The sequence below is a fragment of the Sporolactobacillus pectinivorans genome, from assembly GCF_002802965.1.
GTDB lineage: Bacteria > Bacillota > Bacilli > Bacillales > Sporolactobacillaceae > Sporolactobacillus > Sporolactobacillus pectinivorans.
In genome coordinates, this window is record NZ_NXGA01000001.1 from 361,007 (window position 1) to 378,921 (window position 17,915).

The following is a 17,915-nucleotide window of genomic DNA, read 5'->3' on the forward strand; positions in this document are numbered from 1 at the left end:
TTATTCCCGGCCTCTCTTCCAGCGCACGCCCTGAGCAGTATCCTCAAGAATAATACCCTTTTCTTTCAGCTCATCACGTAGTTCATCGGCAACGTCAAAATCTTTTTGCTTTCGCGCCGTTTCACGTCTGCTAATCAACGTTTCAACATCGCTGTCTAATATACTCTCTGAAGTGTCGGCAAGTTTCAGTCCGAGCACGCCCGACAATTCCCCAAGTATATCCAGATATGCCGACAGCACGGCTGCATCCGATTTTTCATCCTGCAATGCCACATTTGCATCTTTGACAATTTCAAACAATACCGCAATGGCATTGGCCGTATTGAAATCATCGTCCATTGATTCGATAAAACTGCGGCGGTATTGATCCACACTATCCGTTTGTCCGTCTGAAACTGCTGTCTTGCGACCTTTAAGACGGTGGTCCAGATTATAGTAGGCGGTTTTTAGCCGGCCGAACGCTTGAACTGCGTCATTCAACAGCTCATCGCTGAAATTAATCGGATGGCGATATTGTACGGTCAGGATAAAGAAACGAATCACCTGCGGATCAAATTTTTTGATCAGATCATGGACAAGGATGACGTTGCCAATGGATTTCGACATTTTCTCATTATTAATCTGGATATGCCCATTATGGAGCCAGTAGTGCGCCATCTCCTTGTGATGCAGCGCTTCGGACTGGGCGATTTCATTTTCATGATGGGGAAAGACAAGATCTGTCCCGCCCGCATGTATATCAATGGTTTCTCCTAAGTACTTTTCAACCATTGCAGAGCATTCAATATGCCAACCGGGACGTCCCTCGCCCCACGGGCTTTCCCATTTAATTTCCCCAGGTTTCGCAGCTTTCCATAGCGCAAAATCCAACGGGTCCTCTTTGCTTTCCCCGATCTCAATCCGTGCACCCGATTTCAGGTCGTCGACGGACTGGTGGGAGAGTTTTCCGTAGTCACGGAATTTCCTTGTCCTATAATAGACGTCCCCGTCAACTGGATAAGCATAACCGGCATCAACCAGCTTTTTAATAAATGTTATGATTTCCGGCATTGTTTCCGTAGCTTTGGGATTGAACGACGCTTTTTTGACATTCAATGCACCAACATCGTCCAGAAACGCTTTAATAAACTGATCGGCAATTTCCGGGACAGAGATATGCCGCTCTTTCGATGCATTGATCAGCCGATCATCTACATCTGTAAAATTCGAGACATAAGTAACGTCAAAACCGCGGTATTCAAAGTACCGCCGGATGGTATCAAACACAACAGCCGGTCTTGCGTTTCCAATGTGGATGTAATTGTACACAGTCGGTCCACAAACATACATTCTAACTTTTCCCTTTTCAAGAGGGATAAACGCTTCTTTCTTTCTTGTCATCGTGTTGAATACTTTAAGTCCCATCTTTGTCACTCCTTTTTAGACAACGTTTTTAATTCGCTGATTTCCCTTTTCATACTGATTATTTCTTTCTCAAGCTGTTCAATTTTATCGGAAACGGGATCCGGAAGATCTGTATGATCCAGATCATGATGGTGGACTTTTAAGCCATTCTGGCGGACGACACGGCCCGGGATACCGACGACCGTCGAATCAGCAGGCACATTGTGCAGGACCACTGACCCTGCGCCGATTTTGGAATGATCGCCAATTGTAATTGAGCCAAGCACTCTTGCCCCGGCTGAAATCAGTACATCATTGCCAACAGTCGGATGCCGTTTTCCCTTTTCCTTCCCTGTCCCGCCCAAGGTTACACCTTGAAAAACTGTGACATCGTCGCCAATCTCACATGTTTCCCCGATAACAATGCCCATACCGTGATCCATGAAAAAACGTCTGCCTATTCTAGCTCCCGGATGGATCTCTATGCCCGTCAGAAAACGGGTAAGCTGGGAGAGCACCCTTGCAAGGAAGAACATTTTCTTCTGCCAGAGCCAGTGTGCGACCCGATGCGCCCAAATTGCATGGAGACCGGAGTAGGTCATAATGACTTCAAGCTTGCTTCGTGCCGCGGGGTCCTGATCAAACACATTTTTCAGATCCTCGGCAATAATGTTCCGCACTTCTGATACACCCCCGAGTTCTGCTTTTTCACTAAATTTCATTCCCTCTACAATAAATTGTTTTTCTGATTAACAGCCTGAATCAGCAAACAACGATTTGATATTCTGAACGGATATTATAAAAGGGCGCCTTTGTGCCGTTTTGACACAAAGACGCCCTCAGGACGCGGTTCCACTTTGTTTGAGAAAATTCTCCACTCAATGCCGATAACGGCGACCACCGTCTTCGCCTACTGAACATTCAGCGAAGAGCTCAGAGGCGCAATTCAGTGATTTTACTTCCCGAGCGGCTTTCAGCTTCTATCCGCCCTCTCTGTGGGAGAAGAAATAATCCTTACTTAACCCCTTCAACACTTTGTGACCTATTCTCTTACACCATATGCGCACATTCGTTATCCGGCAACATTCGTTCTGTGGAAGCAAGAGTCTTAAACTGGAGCAATCAGACTGTTGCCTGGGCATCCAGATAGCGTTCCATCCGTTTAAGCACAATATCTTTTCCAAGAAGTTCAAGGGCTTCCGGTAATTCTGGACCGTGCTGCGATCCGGTTGCTACAACACGGATTGGCATGTACAGTTTCCAGCCGCGTTGCTTGGTTTCTTTCTGCACGACTTTAATCTTCGGCGCAATGGCTTCCGCTTTCCATTCCGCCAAGCTTTTCAACTCGCGGTTGAACACGGAAAGCACCTCATTCACCTGTTCGCCGGCAAGGATTTTCTGCTCATCCTTGGTCAGATCATCATTCACGATACTTTTATTAAAGAACATATCGCTGAGCTGAACAATTTCAGCGCCATAGTGCAGCTGTTCCTGATAAAGTAAAACAACGCGTGTTGCCCACCTTTCCTGATCCGGTGTCATCTGAGCCGGAAGCAGGTCTGCGTCAATCAGAAAAGGTAAAGTGAATTTGACATATTCTTCAGCAGACAGTTTGTTAATGTACTGACCGTTCATCCATTCCAGCTTCGATTTATCAAACATCGCCGGCGATTTGCTCAGCCTGTCGGCATCGAACATTTTGATAAAATCCTCACGGGAGAAAATTTCTTCTTCACCCTTAGGCGACCATCCAAGAAGGGCGATGAAGTTAAATAGTGCTTCAGGAAGAAAACCCATGTTTTTATACTGTTCAATAAATTGAACGATACTATTGTCGCGTTTACTTAATTTCTTATGACTCTCATTAACAATCAGCGTCATGTGCCCAAAAACCGGCGGTTGCCAGCCAAAAGCATTGAAGAGCATGATCTGCTTCGGTGTATTCGAGATATGCTCTTCCCCGCGCAGAACATGAGTCATCTTCATCAAATGATCATCAACTACAACCGCAAAATTGTAAGTTGGCACGCCATTCTGTTTGACAATAACAAAATCACTGACATCATTTGAATTAAACGAAACATGCCCCTTGACAATATCATCAAATTCAATTTTCTGATCTTCAGTTACTCTGAAGCGGATGGTCGGTTTTCTGCCTTCCGCCTCATATTGCGCGATTTGCTCTGCTGTCAGATGACGGCACTTCCCCGAGTAATGCGGTGCCTGTTTATTTGCCATCTGGGTTTCACGCTCTGCCTTCAGCTCTTCTTCCGTGCAGTAGCATTTATAAGCGAGCCCTTTGTCGAGCAGTTCCTGCCAATATTTCTTATAGATATCCAGTCTCTCCATTTGCCGGTAGGGACCGTAAGCACCGCCTACATCAACACTCTCATCCCATTCAAGCCCCAGCCATTTCAGGAACTTGAGCTGGCTTTCCTCGCCGCCTTCAACATTCCTTTTCTGGTCAGTATCCTCGATGCGGATAACAAATTTTCCCCCCGCGTGACGGGCGAAAAGATAATTAAAAATTGCAGTACGCGCATTGCCGATATGCAGAAAGCCTGTCGGACTCGGTGCATAGCGTACCCTTACTTCTTCTGTCACTACGTTCACCACTTTCCGTTATTCTTTTTCATTTTAGCACGGATAATAACCAGAATATCATTTTTTTCAACTTTTTCCATACAAATCAGCCAAATTATTCCTTATTTCGTCAATCAGACACCCTGACACTAATTGTTGTCCGGGCGGGTTTCAAGAAGGCAGACAGCTTCAGCTGCTATGCCCTCTCCCCTGCCGGTGAAACCCAGTTTTTCGGTCGTCGTCGCTTTGACATTAATCTGATCTTTGTCTATTCCCATAATTTCTGCAATAGTTTTCTGCATTTCCGGGATATAAGGTGCCAGTTTCGGTTTCTGGGCAATGACAACACAATCGACATTGCCCACTTCGTAACCTTTGGCATGGACGATGGTCAACACTTCCGCAAGCAGGCCCTTGGAGTCGGCATCTTTAAAAGCCTCGTCAGTATCGGGAAAGTGTCTGCCGATGTCTCCTTCGCCGGCAGCACCCAGCAGGGCGTCGCAAATTGCGTGAAGCAGAACATCTGCATCGGAATGTCCTTCCAGGCCGAGATCATAAGGGATGGCGATTCCGCCAATGATCAATTTCCGCTGCTCTGCAAATCGGTGCACATCAAATCCGTGGCCTACACGCATCTTGTTTCTTCCTTTCCTCCAGAAATTTTTCTGCGATAATCATATCTTCAGGATTTGTCAGCTTAATATTCCGATAGCTTCCCATAACAGTCACTACCGGTACACCCATCTGTTCGACAAGCGAGGCATCGTCGGTAGCATTTAAATGGCGCACAGCACCCTCACGATAAGCCTTCGTGATTAAGGACAGGCGGAAGGCCTGAGGCGTCTGTGCAGCCCACAGGCTTTTCCGTTCCAAAGTTTCCTGAACGCTATGGCCGTCGACTCTTTTAATCGTATCTTTTACAGGAACAGCAAGAAGCGCCGCACCATACTTGTCCGCCGCTTCTACAACCTCGGCAATCCGGATCCGGTCGATAAACGGCCGGGCTCCATCATGCACGAGCACAATCGTATCTTCAGGTTTTTTTAAACAATTCAACCCATTAAAAACACTTTCCTGACGTTCACTTCCACCATCTGCCAAAGTGATGATCTTATGAATCCGATATACTTCAAGCAGCTTTCGGAACTGGTCTGCTTCGTTCCTCTTGACAACGAGAATGATCCCTGCGCAACATGCATCTTGCTCAAAGACACGCAGAGTATGGACGATAACCGGCTCCCCCTTCAATGGTAACAGCACCTTATTGACATCTGCCCCCATACGCGCGCCCTGGCCTGCTGCAACAATTACTACTTGGTAGTCCATCTTCCGAGAACCTCCGAATACACAGCGTTGAACCGCGACCCGCGGATTTACAGCGCTTTTTCAAGCAATTTAGGTTTGGCAAAAATCATTCGTCCTGCGGAAGTTTGCAGGACACTCGTAATAATCACGTCGATTGTCTTGCCAATATACCTATGTCCTTCTTCTACCACAATCATTGTACCATCGTCAAGATACCCAACACCCTGGTTTTGTTCTTTCCCGTCTTTAATGACTTGCACTTGCAGTTCCTCACCCGGGAGCACTACCGGTTTGACTGCATTAGCCAGATCATTGATATTCAGCACACGGACACCCTGAAACTCACAGACTTTGTTTAAATTAAAGTCGTTCGTAACGACAATACCACCCATTTCCTTTGCGAGCCGGACGAGTTTGCTGTCCACCTCTGTGATATCATCGTAATCTCCTTCATAGAGATCGACATGAATCGAATGGTCTTTCTGAATTTTATTGAGAATGTCAAGTCCACGCCGTCCGCGGTTTCGCTTCAGCACATCGGATGAATCCGCAATATGCTGAAGTTCCTCAAGAACAAAATGCGGTATCACCATCGTACCTTCCAAAAACCCAGTCTGGCATATATCAGCAATTCGGCCATCGATGATCACGCTTGTGTCAAAAATTTTATAGGGTACAAATTCAGTCTGCTGAATCCCTCCCGGTTTTACATCACGTTTTTTCTCCCGGGATCTTACAGGCATATGGAAAAGACCTATAAGCTCATCTCGTTTTTTGAAGCCGATCTGAAAAGAAAAATAGCCTAAAAAGATGTAAATAAAAATTGGGAGAACCGTACTGATTCCCGCAATATTCAGCCCTGATAGAGGGAGCTGGATCAGGAAAGAAATGACCAAGCCAAACACCAAGCCGATTGTACCGAAAACGACATCCGTGACCGGGGCTTTAATAATCCTGTCTTCAAAAGTTTTCATTACGTCGACCAACGAGTCCACAAACCAAAAAGTTAAGAGTGCAACAATCACTGCCCCGATGACCATACCTGCAAAAGGGGATTCGAACCATCCCGGAATGTCGTTGCCAAAATTCAAAAGCAGAATAATTTTCGGTATATAGACAAAACCTAGTGTACCTCCCAGAAGAATAAAAAATAGCTGAGTTACTCGTTTAAACACATTCCATCACCTCCTCAAAACATTATTGACAAATTGACAAAATCAAAACAACATTCTCCCGCAAATTGCATTTCTTTTTTGAATCAGGCATTAAATATGACCTGATTTATGTGATTCGCTAAATTCCGGGGAAAAGAAATCAGGCATTGAGGCACCGTTCCCCATTCCCCCAAGTGCCAGATCGATAACCTGAGTCAATGACCCAACACCGACGATTTCCATTCCTTCAGGGTGCGTCCAGCCGCTCAGATTTTTTTCGGGAATAAAAGCCCTTGAGAAACCGAGTTTACAGGACTCATTAACCCTTTGTTCAATCCGGGATACGCCTCTTATCTCACCTGTCAGGCCTATCTCCCCGATAAATACATCAGTCACCCCAGTGGGATGATTGCTGAAACTTGAAGCGATACTCACTGCAGCGGCAAGATCTGTCGCCGGTTCATCAAGCTTAATGCCGCCGGCAACATTTACATATGCATCCTGGTTTTGCAGCAGCAGACCAACTCTTTTTTCCAGTACAGCCATCAGCAATGATATTCTGTGATCGTCCATCCCCGTTGCCATTCTGCGCGCATTCCCGAAGCTTGTCGGTGTAACCAGCGCCTGTACTTCTACAAGAACCGGGCGGGTGCCCTCCATTGCCGCAACAATGGCGGAACCAGATGCCCCTTTGGCTCGCTCCTGCAGGAAAATTTCAGAAGGGTTGGCGACCTCGGCAAGTCCCGATTCCTTCATTTCAAATACACCCATTTCATTCGTCGAGCCAAAGCGGTTTTTAACCGCCCTGAGGATACGAAAAGTATGATGTCTTTCACCTTCAAAATAAAGAACCGTGTCCACCATATGTTCCAGCGTCCTTGGACCTGCAAGAGCCCCGTTTTTTGTAACATGGCCGACAATAAAAATGGCCGTACCGCGGGTTTTCGCAATCCGGAGCAGATCACCGGTGCATGCCTTAACCTGAGAGATGCTGCCGGGAGCGGAAGACATTTCAGAGTTATAAATGGTTTGAATCGAATCAATAATCATGATTTCAGGCTGAACATCTTCCATATGTGCTTCGATTTGGTGAATATCCGTCTCCGCAAGTACATACAGTTTGTCTGAAGAAACATTAAGACGACCCGCCCTCATCTTGGTTTGGCGCACTGATTCCTCTCCGGAGATATAAAGCACGGTGTGCCCCTTTTGGGCCAGTTGATTGGAAACCTGAAGAAGCAACGTCGATTTACCGATCCCCGGATCACCGCCAACCAGTGTCAGTGAAGCTGGGACAACGCCGCCGCCCATCACTCGGTTAAACTCTTTCAGTTCAGTGACAATTCTCGGTTCTTCATCCAATGTAATCTGGCTGAGCAGTGACGGCTTATTGTCATGTATGACAGATGATGTCCCAGTCGTTGCGGGCCGAATTGTCTCTTCTACCATTGTGTTCCAATTTTGGCAACCCGGGCAGCGACCCATCCATTTTGGACTTTCATAACCGCATTCCTGACATATAAAAACTGTTTTTGATTTCGCCATTGAATCCACCCATCCGTTCTCAACCCCGGATCCGATCTGTTATTAAATAGATCCGTACACAAAGTTCCTAGTCACCTATTCTAATATATAAAGAAGCCAAGGTTTATATCAAACTTTGGCTCCTTCATCATTTTGGCATGATTCGGTCAGGACCTTGCAACTGCTTCTTCCTTTTTTCTGACCACGTATTCGCTATCTTCATAATCAATGACGACATGAGTTCCCTTTTCAATATTCCCTTTAAGCAGTTCTTCGGACAATTTGTCTTCCACACGTCTCTGAAGCGCTCTTCGGAGTGGCCTCGCACCATATTCAGGATCATAGCCTTCCTCAACGATCTGCGCTTTTGCAGCATCGGTCAAATCGATGATGATTCCCTGATTAGACAACCGGTGTTTCAAATGATCGGCCAGCAGCGAAACTATTTCCAGCAGCTGTTCCTTTTTTAATTCATGGAAAACAATGATCTCATCAATTCGGTTGAGAAATTCCGGACGGAAAGCGCGTTTTAGCTCGCTCATTACTTTATCTTTCATTTCTTTATATTCGCGTCCTTCGCCGCCCACGGAGAAGCCGACATATTTATTACGCTTTAATTCACTTGCGCCCACATTGGACGTCATAATGATCGCCGTATTGCGGAAGTCTACCGTTCTTCCCTTCGAATCCGTCAGGCGGCCATCGTCAAGCACCTGCAGGAGGATATTGAAAACATCTGGATGCGCTTTTTCAATTTCATCAAACAAAATAACTGAATAAGGTTTCTGGCGTACTTTTTCTGTCAGTTGTCCGCCTTCCTCATGACCCACATATCCCGGAGGCGAACCAACGAGCCGCGATGTTGTATGTTTTTCCATGTACTCTGACATATCAATCCTGATAATTGCCTCTTCGTCACCAAAGAGCGTTTCAGCAACCGCGCGCGCCAGTTCAGTTTTTCCTACACCTGTGGGGCCAAGGAAAATGAATGATCCAATCGGCCGCTTAGGATCTTTAAGGCCTGCGCGTGCTCTGCGAATCGCATGAGAAATCGCTTTAATCGCTTCGTCCTGCCCCACAACCCTTTTATGGAGAATATCTTCCATATTCAGCAGGCGGTCGCTCTCTTTTTGTTCCAGACGCACAACAGGGATTCCCGTCCAATTTGCAACAACCTGTGCTACATCATCAGACAGAACCTGGGTATTTTCCTTCCCCTGTTTTTCCTTCCAGTCTTTTTCACAAGCGTCCACTTGTTCTTTCAACTTTTGTTCGCTGTCGCGAAGTGAAGCCGCCTTCTCAAATTCCTGGCTCTGCACTGCAGCGTCTTTTTCCTTTTTCACCGTTTCCAGTTTTTGTTCAAGCTCTTTCAGGTTTGGCGGAGCCGTATAGGAGCGCAACCGGACTTTCGAAGAAGCTTCATCCATTAAATCAATCGCTTTGTCAGGGAGAAAGCGGTCAGAAATATATCTGTCTGACAAATGAACCGCAGCTTCAATAGCATCGTCGGTAATTTTCACACGATGATGCGCTTCATACCGGTCGCGCAGCCCCTTTAATATTTGTATAGATTCTTCTTTTGTCGGTTCTTTAACTTTAATCGGCTGAAACCGCCGTTCCAGTGCAGCATCTTTCTCAATGTATTTGCGGTACTCATCGAGCGTTGTCGCACCGATGCACTGCAGTTCGCCGCGGGACAGTGAGGGCTTAAGAATATTTGAAGCGTCGATTGCCCCTTCAGCACCGCCCGCGCCGATCAAGGTATGAAGTTCATCAATAAACAAAATAATATTTCCTGCCTGACGGATCTCATCCATCACTTTTTTCAGCCGATCTTCAAATTCACCGCGGTATTTCGTACCCGCGACAACCGTGCCCATATCCAGAGTCATAACGCGCTTGTCGCGCAGAATTTCCGGAACTTCGTTATTGACAATTTCCTGTGCCAGCCCTTCGGCTACTGCAGTTTTCCCTACACCCGGCTCACCGATCAGAACCGGATTGTTCTTTGTCCGGCGGCTAAGTACTTCAATCACACGCTCAATTTCTTTGCTTCTGCCAATCACCGGATCAAGGCTTCCTTCTCCGGCCATCGCAGTCAGATCACGTGCCAGACTATCAAGAGTCGGCGTGCTGGCATGAGCAGTATTTCTTCCCTGAACGCCGCCGGCAGTTGCTTCATGACTTCCCAGCAACTGAAGTACCTGCTGCCTGGCCTTGTTCAGGCTGACACCGAGATTATTCAGAACCCGTGCAGCCACACCTTCGCCTTCACGAATCAGCCCTAGCAGGATATGCTCGGTACCTACATAGGAATGGCCGATTTTTCTCGCCTCGTCCATAGACAGCTCTATCACCCGTTTAGCTCTTGGCGTATAGTGTGGGGACTGAACCGTTTCAGTTCCACGCCCGATCAGCGCTTCAACTTCCTTCTGAATTTTTTCAGGGCTCAGATTTAGAGCAAGCAGAGCTTTAGCCGCAATTCCGTCCCCTTCCCGGACTAGCCCGAGTAAAATATGTTCCGTGCCTATATTATTGTGTCCCAGCCTGATGGCCTCTTCCTGAGAAAGTGCAAGCACTTTTTGAGCGCGCTCCGTAAATCGTCCAAACATCATAATTGTGGCCTCCCTTTGTCGCTTTCTCTTTTCTTTCAGGCCTTTCGAAGAAATCCATTCACAAAAAAGAAATTTTATCGGTAAACCATTTTAGACAGGTTCACGGTTACCGATTTCCAGGGCATAAAGTAATCGACTGCCGAATTCTGTCAATGATTCTCCCTGTTCAGTCTATTGTAGAGAACCTTCTGAAAATCTTCAACTCATACCGCTTATGACACCCGCTGATAATATTAGGGGCTAACTGTTCAGGTCCAAAAATTCTTGCAGCCTGTCAGTCCATTTAACGTAAAGCGCTCATTGAAGGCAATGATCTAAATTATTATTTCGCCGGACGTCTGATTAATTCCTCTTTATTCATTTCTAAAAAAGATGTGCATCTAAAAATAGACGCAGTATTTCAATAAGGTAAATATAAAACATTACCCATTCCCCAATCAGCATTCACCGCTTAAAAATGAACGGTCATCGTGTATAAGTCAGCGACTGGAGCATTGCTTTTAAAATATTCGCACGCATCACGTCTCTTATTGGTATATCGACATCAAGAACACTATGATCGATCGCGCTCAGCATCAGTCTTGCTTCCCTTTCACTAATCACCTGCTCCTCAAGCAAATGAATAATAATCGAATCAGCCATATTTTCAGTCAGTCTGTAATCAATTAAATTGATCATTTCATCAATTAAATCAGCATCCGTGACCGGTTGAACCTTGACGACCTGAATGTATCCGCCGCCGCCCCTTTTACTCTCGACCACATAGCCTCTCTCGATAGAAAAGCGAGTTTTAAGCACGTAATTAATCTGTGATGGTACGCACTGAAACTTTTCAGCAAGTTCGCTCCTCTTCAGCCTGATATTGTCGCTTGAGTTAAGTATTTCTTTTATATATTTTTCAATGATATCAGATATGTTCCTCATCGGGGCATCTCCTCCCTGACTTTGACTAACTTTGACTATATCACAATTATGACTGAATTTTGATAAATAATCAACTGCTCTTGTGCGGTCGATAATAGAAATATTCTGGAAGCCTTGTTTTCATATGATTCACCGCAAATTTTTACCTATAGTATTTAAAAGACATTAAAAGACGGTGCCTTTGCCTTTAGTGACAAAAACACCGCCTTTTAATAGCGCAATCATTAATAATGTTTTGTTCCAAATTATCAGCCTTGAAACAGTAAATGTAATGGAGCCTAGGAGGATCGAACTCCTGACCTCCTGCGTGCAAAGCAGGCGCTCTCCCAGCTGAGCTAAGGCCCCATAAAAATGATCGGGAAGACAGGATTTGAACCTGCGACCCCCACGTCCCGAACGTGGTGCTCTACCAAGCTGAGCCACTTCCCGATATGGTGCGCCCTAGAGAACTCGAATCCCCAGCCTTCTGATCCGTAGTCAGACGCTCTATCCAATTGAGCTAAGGGCGCAAAAACAGAATAAGTGGTGCCGAGGGCCGGACTCGAACCGGCATGGTAGTCACCTACCGCAGGATTTTAAGTCCTGTGCGTCTGCCAATTTCGCCACCCCGGCATAGCACAAAAATGGAGCGGAAGACGGGATTCGAACCCGCGACCCCCACCATGGCAAGGTGATGTTCTACCACTGAACTACTTCCGCATAATGATAATTGATTCTTATTAATAACAAATGGTGAGCCACGAAGGATTTGAACCTTCGACCCTCTGATTAAAAGTCAGATGCTCTACCCCTGAGCTAGTGGCTCATACCTCATGAAATGAGGAGTGCCGGTCAGAGGACTTGAACCCCCAACCTACTGATTACGATTCAGTTGCTCTACCAATTGAGCTAGACCGGCATAAAAATGGAGGATATAGGGCTCGAACCTATGACCCTCTGCTTGTAAGGCAGACGCTCTCCCAGCTGAGCTAATCCTCCAAATTGCCTGGCAGTGACCTACTCTCACAGGGGGACAGCCCCCCACTACCATCGGCACAGAAGAGCTTAACGGCCGTGTTCGGGATGGGAACGGGTGTGACCTCTTCGCTATAACCGCCAGACTAAATACCCGGCTCGAACGAGCCTTCAAAACCGGTAACGAACGAAACAAGCGCCTTGTCTTCCACAGACTGACCGTCTGGGTTAAGCCCTCGGCCGATTAGTATCTGTCCGCTCCACGCGTCACCGCGCTTCCACTCCAGACCTATCTACCTCATCATCTCTGAGGGGCCTTACTGGTTTGAAACCATGGGAAATCTCATCTTGAAGGGGGCTTCATGCTTAGATGCTTTCAGCACTTATCCCGGCCACACATAGCTACCCAGCGTCTGCTCCTGGCGGAACAACTGGAACACCAGCGGTGTGTCCATCCCGGTCCTCTCGTACTAAGGACAGCTCTTCTCAAATTTCCAACGCCCGCGACGGATAGGGACCGAACTGTCTCACGACGTTCTGAACCCAGCTCGCGTACCGCTTTAATGGGCGAACAGCCCAACCCTTGGGACCTACTTCAGCCCCAGGATGCGATGAGCCGACATCGAGGTGCCAAACCTCCCCGTCGATGTGAACTCTTGGGGGAGATAAGCCTGTTATCCCCAGGGTAGCTTTTATCCGTTGAGCGATGGCCCTTCCATGCGGTGCCACCGGATCACTAAGCCCGACTTTCGTCCCTGCTCGACTTGTGGGTCTCGCAGTCAAGCTCCCTTGTGCCTTTACACTCTGCGAATGATTTCCAACCATTCTGAGGGAACCTTTGGGCGCCTCCGTTACCTTTTAGGAGGCGACCGCCCCAGTCAAACTGCCTACCAGACACTGTCTCCGGACCGGATCACGGTCCCGGGTTAGAATGCCGGTATCGTCAGGGCAGTATCCCACGGGCGCCTCCCCCGAACCTAGCGGTCCGGCTTCTCTGGCTCCTGCCTATCCTGTACAAACGATACCCACATCCAATATCAAGCTGCAGTAAAGCTCCATGGGGTCTTTCCGTCCTGTCGCGGGTAACCTGCATCTTCACAGGTACTATAATTTCACCGGGTCTCTCGTTGAGACAGTATCCAAATCGTTACACCTTTCGTGCGGGTCGGAACTTACCCGACAAGGAATTTCGCTACCTTAGGACCGTTATAGTTACGGCCGCCGTTTACTGGGGCTTCGATTCAAAGCGGCTCCCCGAAGGGATGACCTCTCCTCTTAACCTTCCAGCACCGGGCAGGTGTCAGCCCCTATACTTCACCTTGCGGTTTCGCAGAAACCTGTGTTTTTGATAAACAGTCGCTTGGATCTTTTCACTGCGGCTCTCTGGGCCCGAAGGCCCGTCGAGCACCCCTTCTCCCGAAGTTACGGGGTGATTTTGCCGAGTTCCTTAACGAGAGTTCTCCCGAGCGTCTGAGAATTCTCTTCTAGCCCACCTGTGTCGGTTTCGGTACGGGCGCCGTGACACTCGCTAGAGGCTTTTCTTGGCAGTGTAGGTACAGGCCCTTCGGTACTCTATTTCCCTCCTCATCACCGCTCGGCTTCCTGCAGCGGGATTTGCCTCGCTGCCGGCCTCACGGCTTGAACGCACTCTTCCATCCGTGCGCTGGCCTTGCCTTCCTGCGTCCCCCCATCACTCAAACGTGTCTTGGCGGTACAGGACTTTCCACCTGTTGTCCATCGCCTACGCCTCTCGGCCTCGGCTTAGGTCCCGACTAACCCTGAGCGGACGAACCTTCCTCAGGAAACCTCAGGCTTTCGACGGAGGAGATTCTCACTCCTCTTTTCGTTACTCATACCGGCATTCTCACTTCCAAGCGCTCCAGCCCACCTTCCGGTGAACCTTCTACGCCCTTGGAACGCTCCCCTACCATGACCCATCGGGTCATCCGCGACTTCGGTGCTGTGTTTGAGCCCCGTTACATTTTCGGCGCAGCGCCACTCGACCAGTGAGCTATTACGCACTCTTTAAATGGTGGCTGCTTCTGAGCCAACATCCTGGTTGTCTGGGCAACGCCACATCCTTTCCCACTTAACACACACTTGGGGACCTTAGTCGGCGGTCTGGGCTGTTTCCCTTTCGACGACGGATCTTATCACTCGCCGTCTGACTCCCGGACGTAAGCGCCTGGCATTCGGAGTTTGACTGAACTCGGTAATCCTGTGGGGACCCCTTATTCAATCCGTGCTCTACCTCCAGGCCTCACGCGTCCGAGGCTAGCCCTAAAGCTATTTCGGGGAGAACCAGCTATCTCCGTGTTCGATTGGCATTTCACCCCTACCCACACCTCATCCCCGCATTTTTCAACATGCGTGGGTTCGGGCCTCCATTCAGTGTTACCTGAACTTCACCCTGGACATGGGTAGATCACACGGTTTCGGGTCGGCAACCCTAAACTCATTCGCCCTCTTCAGACTCGCTTTCGCTGCGGCTCCGCCTCTTCAGCTTAACCTAGCTTAGAATCGCCACTCGCCGGTCCATTCTACAAAAGGTACGCTGTCACCCCCCGAAGGGGGCTCCAACTACTTGTAAGCACACGGTTTCAGGATCTCTTTCACTCCCCTTCCGGGGTGCTTTTCACCTTTCCCTCACGGTACTGGTTCACTATCGGTCACTGGGGAGTATTTAGCCTTGGGAGACGGTCCTCCCTGCTTCCGACGGGGTTTCTCGTGTCCCGCCGTACTCAGGATCCACTCCGGAGGACGCGCCGCTTCGGCTACAGGGCGTTTGCCTTCTCTGGCCGGCCCTTCCAGGCCGTTCGCCTGCTGCGCGTCTTTCTGACTCCATGTGGAGTGTCCTACAACCCCAGGGGGCAAGCCCCCTGGTTTGGGCTGTTTCCGTTTCGCTCGCCACTACTCAGGAAATCGCATTTGCTTTCTCTTCCTCCGGGTACTGAGATGTTTCAGTTCCCCGGGTCTGCCTTGACGCGCCTATGGATTCAGCGCGCCATCCTGCCCGTTCGGGCAGGGGGTTCCCCCATTCGGAAATCTCCGGATCTCAGCTGACTTACAGCTCCCCGGAGCTTATCGGAGTTCGTTCCGTCCTTCATCGGCTCCCAGTGCCAAGGCATCCACCGTGCGCTCTTTAAAACTTAACCACTCGATCAAAGACGCCATCTTTGATGCTCGGTCGTTATGGAATGACTTGACTTGTTGCTTGTTTCTTTCGTTATCCAGTTTTCAAGGATCGTCCCACGCCCCCGAAGGGACGCCGGGTCTGAAGGAATGCTTCCTTCAAAACCAAACAAAAGCCCAAACGCTTCGCTGAGTCTCTTTTTCCTTAGAAAGGAGGTGATCCAGCCGCACCTTCCGATACGGCTACCTTGTTACGACTTCACCCCAATCATGGGTCCCACCTTCGGCGGCTGGGTCCATAAAGGTTCCCGCACCGACTTCGGGTGTTATCCACTCTCGTGGTGTGACGGGCGGTGTGTACAAGGCCCGGGAACGGATTCACCGCGGCATGCTGATCCGCGATTACTAGCAATTCCGGCTTCATGCAGGCGGGTTGCAGCCTGCAATCCGAACTGGGGGCGGCTTTATGGGATTGGCTCAACCTCGCGGTCTCGCAGCCCTTTGTACCGCCCATTGTAGCACGTGTGTAGCCCAGATCATAAGGGGCATGATGATTTGACGTCATCCCCACCTTCCTCCGGTTTGTCACCGGCAGTCACCCTAGAGTGCCCAACTCAATGCTGGCAACTAAGGTCAAGGGTTGCGCTCGTTGCGGGACTTAACCCAACATCTCACGACACGAGCTGACGACAACCATGCACCACCTGTCACTCCGTCCCCCGAAGGGGAAAGCCTGATCTCTCAGGCGGTCGAAGGATGTCAAGACCTGGTAAGGTTCTTCGCGTTGCTTCGAATTAAACCACATGCTCCACTGCTTGTGCGGGCCCCCGTCAATTCCTTTGAGTTTCAACCTTGCGGTCGTACTTCCCAGGCGGAATGCTTAATGTGTTAACTTCAGCACTAAGGGGTTGGACCCCCCTAACACCTAGCATTCATCGTTTACAGCGTGGACTACCAGGGTATCTAATCCTGTTTGCTCCCCACGCTTTCGCACCTCAGCGTCAGTAACAGACCAGAGAGCCGCCTTCGCCACCGGTATTCCTCCACATCTCTACGCATTTCACCGCTACACGTGGAATTCTACTCTCCTCTTCTGTACTCAAGCTCCCCAGTTTCCAATGGCCGCTTGCGGTTGAGCCGCAAGATTTCACATCAGACTTAGGAAGCCGCCTGCGCGCGCTTTACGCCCAATAATTCCGGACAACGCTTGCCACCTACGTATTACCGCGGCTGCTGGCACGTAGTTAGCCGTGGCTTTCTGGCCGGATACCGTCACTGCAAGAGCATTTCCTCTCTCACTCATTCTTCTCCGGCAACAGAGCTTTACGATCCGAAAACCTTCTTCGCTCACGCGGCGTTGCTCCATCAGACTTTCGTCCATTGTGGAAGATTCCCTACTGCTGCCTCCCGTAGGAGTTTGGGCCGTGTCTCAGTCCCAATGTGGCCGATCACCCTCTCAGGTCGGCTATGCATCGCGGTCTTGGTGGGCCGTTGCCCCGCCAACTAACTAATGCACCGCGGGCCCATCTGTAAGCGATGGCCGAAACCATCTTTCAACCCTGCACCATGCGGTGCAGCGTGTTACCCGGTATTAGCTCCCGTTTCCCGGAGTTATCCCCGTCTTACAGGCAGGTTGCCCACGTGTTACTCACCCATCCGCCGCTCACTTCCGGGGGCAAGCCCCCTTCCGTGCGCTCGACTTGCATGTATTAGGCACGCCGCCAGCGTTCGTCCTGAGCCAGGATCAAACTCTCCAAAAAATACTCTTCCAGGAAGCCGAAGCTTCCGCTTGTTTCTTTTTCGTTCTGTCGATCCTCAGCAAAAATTTTGAATTGACTTAAGGGTTTCACCCTTTAAATCACGCTTGGCTTTTGTTCAGTTTTCAAGGAACATTCCGCATCGCTTCTCTGAGCGACTTATCTATTCTATCAATAAAAGTTTTCTTTGTCAATAAAAAAATGACAAACGAAAACATTGCCGGTAACAGACTGGCGATACCTGCTTAGCGGAAAGCAGTTTTACTCCAAAATGCTTTTCTGCTTAACTTGCCATCTGCACAAAGACAAGCTCTTCAGCAACATTAAAGATATTATCAGCATTCCTCCGTTTTGTCAATGGGGCAAAGCACTGCAAAATTCATCGACAGCCGCTGCTGTATTTTCGTCACCCTATTAGAGTCTGTTCAAAAAGGCGACGAAGGAGGATGGTTGCAGGCTAAAACCGCAACATCGTGTTGCATCGCCTCATTCATGACCATCGGAAGGTCGAGACGGCGAAGTCCCAAGGATCGGAGCGTAGATTGACGCTACGTGAACGGGCAAAGGATGTGCTGACTTCTGCG

Annotated in this window: 9 protein-coding genes, 8 tRNA genes, 3 rRNA genes and 1 other annotated feature; all 20 genes read right to left on the reverse strand. The window is 48.8% G+C overall.

The window, feature by feature from the left end:
* Positions 1–1,404, reverse strand: a complete 1,404-nt coding sequence (gene cysS, locus COP04_RS01970; protein WP_100486468.1) for a cysteine--tRNA ligase — start codon at positions 1,402–1,404, stop codon at positions 1–3.
* Between the two features lie 5 nt (positions 1,405–1,409).
* Positions 1,410–2,063: a serine O-acetyltransferase gene (gene cysE, locus COP04_RS01975; protein ID WP_100489480.1), complete on the reverse strand. Its 654-nt coding sequence runs from the start codon at positions 2,061–2,063 to the stop codon at positions 1,410–1,412.
* 146 nt (positions 2,064–2,209) lie between these two features.
* Positions 2,210–2,423 (reverse strand) — a binding site (T-box leader).
* 82 nt (positions 2,424–2,505) lie between these two features.
* Entirely contained in the window at positions 2,506–3,987 is a 1,482-nt protein-coding gene (gene gltX, locus COP04_RS01980) for a glutamate--tRNA ligase (protein WP_100486469.1), read from the reverse strand.
* Positions 3,988–4,115: 128 nt separating this feature from the next.
* Positions 4,116–4,601: a 2-C-methyl-D-erythritol 2,4-cyclodiphosphate synthase gene (gene ispF, locus COP04_RS01985; protein ID WP_100486470.1), complete on the reverse strand. Its 486-nt coding sequence runs from the start codon at positions 4,599–4,601 to the stop codon at positions 4,116–4,118.
* Entirely contained in the window at positions 4,579–5,292 is a 714-nt protein-coding gene (gene ispD / locus COP04_RS01990; RefSeq protein WP_100486471.1) for a 2-C-methyl-D-erythritol 4-phosphate cytidylyltransferase, read from the reverse strand. The genes ispF and ispD overlap by 23 nt, the downstream gene beginning before the upstream one ends.
* A gap of 47 nt (positions 5,293–5,339) precedes the next feature.
* Complete coding sequence (locus COP04_RS01995; protein ID WP_100486472.1) at positions 5,340–6,446, reverse strand: PIN/TRAM domain-containing protein; 1,107 nt, start codon at positions 6,444–6,446, stop codon at positions 5,340–5,342.
* 90 nt (positions 6,447–6,536) lie between these two features.
* Entirely contained in the window at positions 6,537–7,970 is a 1,434-nt protein-coding gene (gene radA / locus COP04_RS02000; RefSeq protein ID WP_100486473.1) for a DNA repair protein RadA, read from the reverse strand.
* Positions 7,971–8,116: 146 nt separating this feature from the next.
* Entirely contained in the window at positions 8,117–10,564 is a 2,448-nt protein-coding gene (clpC, locus tag COP04_RS02005) for an ATP-dependent protease ATP-binding subunit ClpC (RefSeq protein WP_100486474.1), read from the reverse strand.
* Between the two features lie 465 nt (positions 10,565–11,029).
* Positions 11,030–11,488, reverse strand: coding sequence for a CtsR family transcriptional regulator (locus tag COP04_RS02010; protein WP_100486475.1), 459 nt, complete (start codon positions 11,486–11,488; stop codon positions 11,030–11,032).
* Between the two features lie 272 nt (positions 11,489–11,760).
* Positions 11,761–11,833, reverse strand: a tRNA-Ala gene (locus COP04_RS02015).
* A gap of 10 nt (positions 11,834–11,843) precedes the next feature.
* Positions 11,844–11,917: transfer RNA gene (locus COP04_RS02020), tRNA-Pro, on the reverse strand.
* Positions 11,918–11,920: 3 nt separating this feature from the next.
* Positions 11,921–11,997: transfer RNA gene (locus COP04_RS02025), tRNA-Arg, on the reverse strand.
* Between the two features lie 14 nt (positions 11,998–12,011).
* Positions 12,012–12,100 (reverse strand) — tRNA-Leu (locus tag COP04_RS02030).
* A gap of 12 nt (positions 12,101–12,112) precedes the next feature.
* A tRNA-Gly gene (locus tag COP04_RS02035) sits at positions 12,113–12,187 on the reverse strand.
* Between the two features lie 31 nt (positions 12,188–12,218).
* Positions 12,219–12,293, reverse strand: a tRNA-Lys gene (locus COP04_RS02040).
* 20 nt (positions 12,294–12,313) lie between these two features.
* Positions 12,314–12,386: transfer RNA gene (locus COP04_RS02045), tRNA-Thr, on the reverse strand.
* A gap of 7 nt (positions 12,387–12,393) precedes the next feature.
* A tRNA-Val gene (locus COP04_RS02050) sits at positions 12,394–12,466 on the reverse strand.
* Between the two features lie 5 nt (positions 12,467–12,471).
* Positions 12,472–12,588, reverse strand: a 5S ribosomal RNA gene (gene rrf, locus COP04_RS02055).
* A 78-nt stretch (positions 12,589–12,666) separates the two neighbouring features.
* A 23S ribosomal RNA gene (locus COP04_RS02060) occupies positions 12,667–15,597 on the reverse strand.
* A gap of 186 nt (positions 15,598–15,783) precedes the next feature.
* Positions 15,784–17,334: ribosomal RNA gene (locus COP04_RS02065) — 16S ribosomal RNA — on the reverse strand.
* The 16S, 23S and 5S rRNA genes sit together here with 8 tRNA genes alongside, the layout of an rRNA operon.
* Between the last annotated feature and the right edge of the window lie 581 nt (positions 17,335–17,915).

Excerpts from the sequence above, each read along its gene's own strand:
- ispD (WP_100486471.1), bottom strand. The coding sequence starts at position 5,292 with ATGGACTACCAAGTAGTAATTGTTGCAGCAGGCCAGGGCGCGCGTATG.
- ispF (WP_100486470.1), bottom strand. The coding sequence starts at position 4,601 with ATGCGTGTAGGCCACGGATTTGATGTGCACCGATTTGCAGAGCAGCGG.
- clpC (WP_100486474.1), bottom strand. The coding sequence starts at position 10,564 with ATGATGTTTGGACGATTTACGGAGCGCGCTCAAAAAGTGCTTGCACTT.
- cysS (WP_100486468.1), bottom strand. The coding sequence starts at position 1,404 with ATGGGACTTAAAGTATTCAACACGATGACAAGAAAGAAAGAAGCGTTT.
- radA (WP_100486473.1), bottom strand. The coding sequence starts at position 7,970 with ATGGCGAAATCAAAAACAGTTTTTATATGTCAGGAATGCGGTTATGAA.
- COP04_RS02010 (WP_100486475.1), bottom strand. The coding sequence starts at position 11,488 with ATGAGGAACATATCTGATATCATTGAAAAATATATAAAAGAAATACTT.